At 61.1% G+C, this 4415-nt stretch carries 25 tRNA genes; all 25 read right to left on the bottom strand.

Annotation, left to right across the window (positions count from 1 at the left end):
• Positions 1 to 275: 275 nt before the first annotated feature.
• The 25 genes from ACXJKR_RS25345 to ACXJKR_RS25465 all read right to left on the bottom strand — a co-directional run bounded on the left by ACXJKR_RS25345 (position 276) and on the right by ACXJKR_RS25465 (position 4145).
• Positions 276 to 352 (bottom strand) — tRNA-Lys (locus tag ACXJKR_RS25345).
• A gap of 7 nt (positions 353 to 359) precedes the next feature.
• Positions 360 to 436 (bottom strand) — tRNA-Asn (locus ACXJKR_RS25350).
• 6 nt (positions 437 to 442) lie between these two features.
• A tRNA-Arg gene (locus ACXJKR_RS25355) sits at positions 443 to 518 on the bottom strand.
• A gap of 118 nt (positions 519 to 636) precedes the next feature.
• Positions 637 to 714 (bottom strand) — tRNA-Gln (locus ACXJKR_RS25360).
• Between the two features lie 22 nt (positions 715 to 736).
• Positions 737 to 811 (bottom strand) — tRNA-Ile (locus tag ACXJKR_RS25365).
• A gap of 4 nt (positions 812 to 815) precedes the next feature.
• Positions 816 to 908: transfer RNA gene (locus ACXJKR_RS25370), tRNA-Ser, on the bottom strand.
• An 8-nt stretch (positions 909 to 916) separates the two neighbouring features.
• Positions 917 to 1008: transfer RNA gene (locus ACXJKR_RS25375), tRNA-Ser, on the bottom strand.
• Positions 1009 to 1013: 5 nt separating this feature from the next.
• Positions 1014 to 1097: transfer RNA gene (locus tag ACXJKR_RS25380), tRNA-Leu, on the bottom strand.
• 9 nt (positions 1098 to 1106) lie between these two features.
• Positions 1107 to 1199 (bottom strand) — tRNA-Ser (locus ACXJKR_RS25385).
• Positions 1200 to 1293: 94 nt separating this feature from the next.
• A tRNA-Leu gene (locus tag ACXJKR_RS25390) sits at positions 1294 to 1382 on the bottom strand.
• A gap of 22 nt (positions 1383 to 1404) precedes the next feature.
• A tRNA-Ser gene (locus tag ACXJKR_RS25395) sits at positions 1405 to 1495 on the bottom strand.
• Between the two features lie 12 nt (positions 1496 to 1507).
• Positions 1508 to 1583: transfer RNA gene (locus ACXJKR_RS25400), tRNA-Phe, on the bottom strand.
• A 6-nt stretch (positions 1584 to 1589) separates the two neighbouring features.
• Positions 1590 to 1665: transfer RNA gene (locus tag ACXJKR_RS25405), tRNA-Asp, on the bottom strand.
• Positions 1666 to 1877: 212 nt separating this feature from the next.
• Positions 1878 to 1953: transfer RNA gene (locus tag ACXJKR_RS25410), tRNA-Pro, on the bottom strand.
• Between the two features lie 6 nt (positions 1954 to 1959).
• Positions 1960 to 2035, bottom strand: a tRNA-Ala gene (locus ACXJKR_RS25415).
• 11 nt (positions 2036 to 2046) lie between these two features.
• Positions 2047 to 2121, bottom strand: a tRNA-Val gene (locus ACXJKR_RS25420).
• Between the two features lie 105 nt (positions 2122 to 2226).
• Positions 2227 to 2302, bottom strand: a tRNA-Met gene (locus tag ACXJKR_RS25425).
• 7 nt (positions 2303 to 2309) lie between these two features.
• Positions 2310 to 2384: transfer RNA gene (locus tag ACXJKR_RS25430), tRNA-Gly, on the bottom strand.
• A gap of 17 nt (positions 2385 to 2401) precedes the next feature.
• Positions 2402 to 2477: transfer RNA gene (locus tag ACXJKR_RS25435), tRNA-Trp, on the bottom strand.
• 395 nt (positions 2478 to 2872) lie between these two features.
• Positions 2873 to 2946, bottom strand: a tRNA-Thr gene (locus ACXJKR_RS25440).
• A gap of 552 nt (positions 2947 to 3498) precedes the next feature.
• Positions 3499 to 3573 (bottom strand) — tRNA-Glu (locus ACXJKR_RS25445).
• 20 nt (positions 3574 to 3593) lie between these two features.
• Positions 3594 to 3679: transfer RNA gene (locus ACXJKR_RS25450), tRNA-Cys, on the bottom strand.
• Between the two features lie 40 nt (positions 3680 to 3719).
• Positions 3720 to 3806 (bottom strand) — tRNA-Tyr (locus ACXJKR_RS25455).
• A gap of 5 nt (positions 3807 to 3811) precedes the next feature.
• A tRNA-Thr gene (locus ACXJKR_RS25460) sits at positions 3812 to 3888 on the bottom strand.
• Between the two features lie 181 nt (positions 3889 to 4069).
• A tRNA-Gly gene (locus ACXJKR_RS25465) sits at positions 4070 to 4145 on the bottom strand.
• Between the last annotated feature and the right edge of the window lie 270 nt (positions 4146 to 4415).

Consider the following 4415-nt stretch of genomic DNA (forward strand, 5'->3'; position numbering starts at 1 on the left):
TCACAATCCCGGGCTCTTCCAACTGAGCTACGCACACCGCTGGTAAGACCATCAAGTGCTGCCGGCCGCGATTCATGGCCAGTTCATCTCGAACGATCCGTTGGCCCGTCATCCAGACCTTGGTTGGTTGAATGGGGATCTGGCCCAAGAACTGCGCGAGGTGGCTGAGGTGTTGCCACAACTTTGACAACCCGTGCCGGGGTTTGGATGGCGACTCGCAACTCATGAACGAGTCGCTCTAACCGACTGAGTGAACGGATTAAGGAGTCAATGAGTGGTCCCTCGAGCGCGATTTGAACGCGCAGCCTTCCGGTTAAAAGCCGGTTGCTCTCGCCAGTTGAGCTATCGAGGGTATGGACTGGCTCCACCTGCTGGCCTCGAACCCGCGCGCTCCCGGTTAACAGCCGGGCGCTCTACCAAACTGAGCTAAGGTGGAAATGACTGGTACGACGGACACGATTCGAACGTGCGCGCTCCAGGTTCGTAGCCTGGTGCTCTTCCAGCTGAGCTACCGTCGTAGGGTGAAACTGGCAAGGGGTCTGGGATTCGAACCCAGGATCTCCGCAGTCAGAGTGCGGCGCCTTAGACCGGACTTGGCCAACCCCCAATTGAGCTCTTCAAAGCACTATCACAAGGTGGAAATGGTGGAAGGACTCGAACCTTCAACCGCCCGGATCAAAACCGGGTGCTCTGCCAATTGAGCTACACCCCACCTGGGACATCCAAACCGTTGGACTGGTGCCCGCAGATGGGATCGAACCATCGGCCGCCGCCTTATCAAGACGGTGCTCTACCGCTGAGCTATGCGAGCAATCTGGTGGAAGCGGCGGGAGTTGAACTCGCGTGCCGACTCTTCGTCGGCCATCCGCTTTCGAGGCGGCACCGTTAGACCACTCCGGCACGCTTCCATGAGTTGTGGCGGGTGCAGCTGGATTTGAACCAGCGCGCCGGCTCGACGCCGACGACCGCTTAGCAGGCGGTTGCCTTAGACCTCTCGGCCATGCACCCTAGACTGGTTCCCGAGCTCGGATTCGAACCGAGAGAGGCCCTGCTTCTGAGGCAGGAAGGTGTACCAAATTTCCATTAGCCACCCGGGACTTGTTGACTGGCGGAGACGACGAGATTCGAACTCGTGAGTCGGCTCGACGCCGACCATCTGTTTTCCAAACAGTGACCTTGGACCACTCGGTCACGTCTCCTTGGCTGTTCTTGCCGGTTGACCAGGCGTTGCATCCCAGGACGCGATGCATGACGCGAAACTACCCTGTGCATTAGCAGGTCAGGGCGTCGATCTGGTGCCGGCGGTCGGGATCGAACCGACATTCCCGAATTCGGGAGACAGGGTTTGGGCCTGCTGCGTGAACCAGTTTCGCCACGCCGGCTCAAGTTGGATGAGAAAGTCGATGGGGGAGCGCGTCCGATTCGAACGGACGACCCGGGCGAGCCGGATTCCGGGGTTCAAGCCTGGCGCGTTCGACCGCTCCGCCAGCGCTCCATGGTCTCGGTCTGGTGCCTCAAGCAGGGCTCGAACCTGCGACGCCCGGCTCTTCAGGCCGGCGCTCTACCCACTGAGCTATCGAGGCAATGTGTGGCGCCCTCGAGGAGGATCGAACTCCCGACTTCCCGCTAGACAGGCGGGCACTCTGGCCGCTGAGTTACGAGGGCAAAAATGGTTGCCGCGCTTTGACGGCAGTCACCGGGTTGCGTCCGGCCGCTCCACCTCTTCACGGGCTTCGCGTCGCGTGCCGAGTCGGGCATCTCGGGTAGCGCCAGCTATCGTGCTGACTGCATCCAAGGCCACGGCCTGGGCTTCTCCGAATTTCGGGTCACCACAGTGGTGAGGTCGCCCGCGCAGCTTTTGCCTGCGCTGTCGATAGTGGTCTCCGTGGACGGGTTCGAACCGCCGACATCCTGCTCCCAAAGCAGGCGCGCTACCAACTGCGCTACACGGAGTAGTTTTGGTGGAACCAGTCGGGATCGAACCGACAACCTCCTGCTTGCAAGGCAGGCGCTCTCCCAGTTGAGCTATGGCCCCATGAAGGGTGATGGTGGGTGCTGACGGGATCGAACCGCCGGCCCGCTGCTTGTAAGGCAGCCGCTCTACCGCTGAGCTAAGCACCCATTTACGCGCATGGTTGTCGGTGACGAGTTCCGACGTCCGCACAATATTTGCGGCCGGTTTCTGGCATCCCGAAGCGCGATCTCGACGGGAGCCTCCTGTTGATGTGGTCGCGCAGGGCGGACTCGAACCGCCGATCTCGGGCTTATGAGGCCCGCGGGTTGCCAGCTTCCCTACCGCGCAATTGCACTGGAGCGGGCCAGGGGAATTGAACCCCTCTACTCAGCTTGGAAGGCTGGTGCCTAAGCCGATCGGCCAGGCCCGCATGAACGAAACAATGGTTGGCTGGCCATGAAGGAGTCGAACCCTCAACCTTCGGATTTGGAATCCGCTGCGCTGCCAGTTGCGCCAATGACCAACTGAAGAAAATGCACGTCGACCGACTTGCACTTTCTGCAGCTGACCGAAGTCAGTACAGAACTCGCCCTGAGACTACGGGAGAGTTCACCAGCACCTGCGTCGGATCATCTGAGCGCTTGCGGCGCTCTTTCCCGACTCGTCCACCAGGGCCCCTTGCGGGCACCCCAGTCTGCTGGCACGGCGGCCTTTTTTAGAAGGAGGCATTTCCTTCGTCGTGTCGCACAACTCGATCTTCTTCCTACTGCCGACCTTGCGGGGCCGTGAGGGTTGCTACACCCGACATGCGGAATCTCATCGAGAGCTGTTGGCCTTGCGAGCCGCGAGCTCCCTCAGTTCACCCGAAGGTGCTKAGGCTTACGCCGCTTTCATGCGACACCGGAAGCGTCTTTGCGTTTGACAGGTGTGGGAATTGAACCCACGACCTTCAGATTACAAGTCTGATGCTCTACCAACTGAGCTAACTGCTACCTGCTGCGGCGTGCGCTTCCAGTGGTTTCGATCCCTTTTGGAGGCCGAAATGCCACACGCCGCTGTGTCGTTCGTCCCGCGGACTACTTGACCGATCTTCCCGACTCGCGTCCACCTTGCGGTGGCCACGCTCCAGTCGATCTGTACGCCGCCCTTGCTTGCGAGGCTCGGACTGTGCGCACTACCCTTTCCGCTATTCGATGGAGAGCTGGTTTGTCTGGCCGGTCGGCACCACCCGTTACCTGTTCGAAGGCCTCGGTTCCCCGCATTGCTGCGGGCCGTTGAACCCTCGTCTTTTGCCAGACGCTCTCGTCCCGACTCTGCCCCGCCCAGCTGGTAGGCGAGGCGCCCCTTGCGAGGGCGCGGTGAGCTTGCATGCTTGACCGGACGGATAGCCCGAGGGCTGTCAATCTGGCGTCGGGGGAGGCAGGTCTCCCGACTTTGTGCCGTGTCACCACGGTCTATCTCACCGACCACATGCGGCCGGGAACCGAAGTTCTGAAAGCCTTCACGCGCTTTCAGAACTGCGCTTCTTCTGGGCTGATTTGCCCTGGTACCCCGTACGGGAGTCGAACCCGTCTGTGCTGGTTGAAAGCCAGCTGACCTCACCCGAAGTCGAACGGGGCAGGGTGAGCGTTGATGAACTTGGACTCGACGCTCGGATTCGAACCGAGGTGTGCTTGCGCAGACGGTTTTGCAGACCATCGCCTTCGACCGCTTGGCTACGTCGAGTCAGAACCTTTCCCGAGGCGCAACTGCGCCTACGGCATCCTGGTGGAGAGACCTGGATTCGAACCAGGACGGAACGAGCCGACCTCCGGGTTACAGCCGGGCGCCCTACCGAGTAGGCGTCCTCTCCAAAACTGGAGCCCCCTGTCCGATTCGAACGGACGATCGCCTGCTTACAAGGCAGGTGCCTTGGACCTCTGGGCTAAGGGGGCAAACATCATCTCGGCTGTGTCCACACGCGATCCACCGCGCTTCCGCAGAAGCGCATTGGTCGCTGCACACCGGCGGCTGCGGCCCTGGTGCACATGCTCATCCTTCGAGATCCTTGGATCCGAACGATGCTTGTGCGCGGGCACACCCGAGATGACCCCATGGGCGGCGAAGCCCAAGGGATGGAGCAGACGGTGGGGTTCGAACCCACGACCTCAAGGTTGGCAACTTTGCGCGCTACCTACTGCGCTACGCCTGCATGGTGCGATTGACGGACTTCCACCCAGTAGTGGGTCCGAATCGCGGCAATTTGTTAAAGAGCATGCCCCGTATCGGGGCTGGCGACTGGTGTCACCGGTGGCAGCTGCCAGGCTGCCGGTCTGAGCCGAAGCTCTTGTTGGTTTCGAGGGCCCAAAGCACTGAGGCCCGGTTCCTTGCGGATACCGGGCCTCAGTTGAGGGGCTCTTGTGAGCCTGAGTAGGTGCGCCTAAGCGCCCTGCTCTCCCGGTGGGGGCTGGTACTCGAATCC

It is taken from the genome of Roseateles sp. P5_E11 (assembly GCF_054049355.1).